Origin of the sequence: Microbacterium maritypicum MF109 (genome assembly GCF_000455825.1) — a bacterium.
Lineage (GTDB): Bacteria > Actinomycetota > Actinomycetes > Actinomycetales > Microbacteriaceae > Microbacterium > Microbacterium maritypicum_A.
On sequence record NZ_ATAO01000078.1, the window covers coordinates 1 to 217 of the forward strand.

A 217-nucleotide genomic window follows, 5' to 3' on the forward strand; every position below is an offset into this window, starting at 1 on the left:
GATCCACGGCTATCCGCTCGACGGTCACAGCTGGGAGCGTCAGACGCGCGAGCTCCTCGCCCAGGGCTACCGCGTCATCACCTACGACCGCCGCGGCTTCGGCGGATCGTCGAAGGTGAACACCGGGTACGACTACGACACCTTCGCCGCCGACCTGAACACCGTGCTCGAGACCCTCGACCTGCGCGACGTCGTGCTGGTCGGCTTCTCGATGGGC

At 67.3% G+C, this 217-nt stretch carries 1 protein-coding gene; it reads left to right on the top strand.

Going from position 1 to position 217, the window contains the following annotated elements:
- The coding region (locus L687_RS0120970; protein ID WP_031206766.1) for an alpha/beta fold hydrolase at window positions 1–217 on the top strand (217 nt) is incomplete at both ends.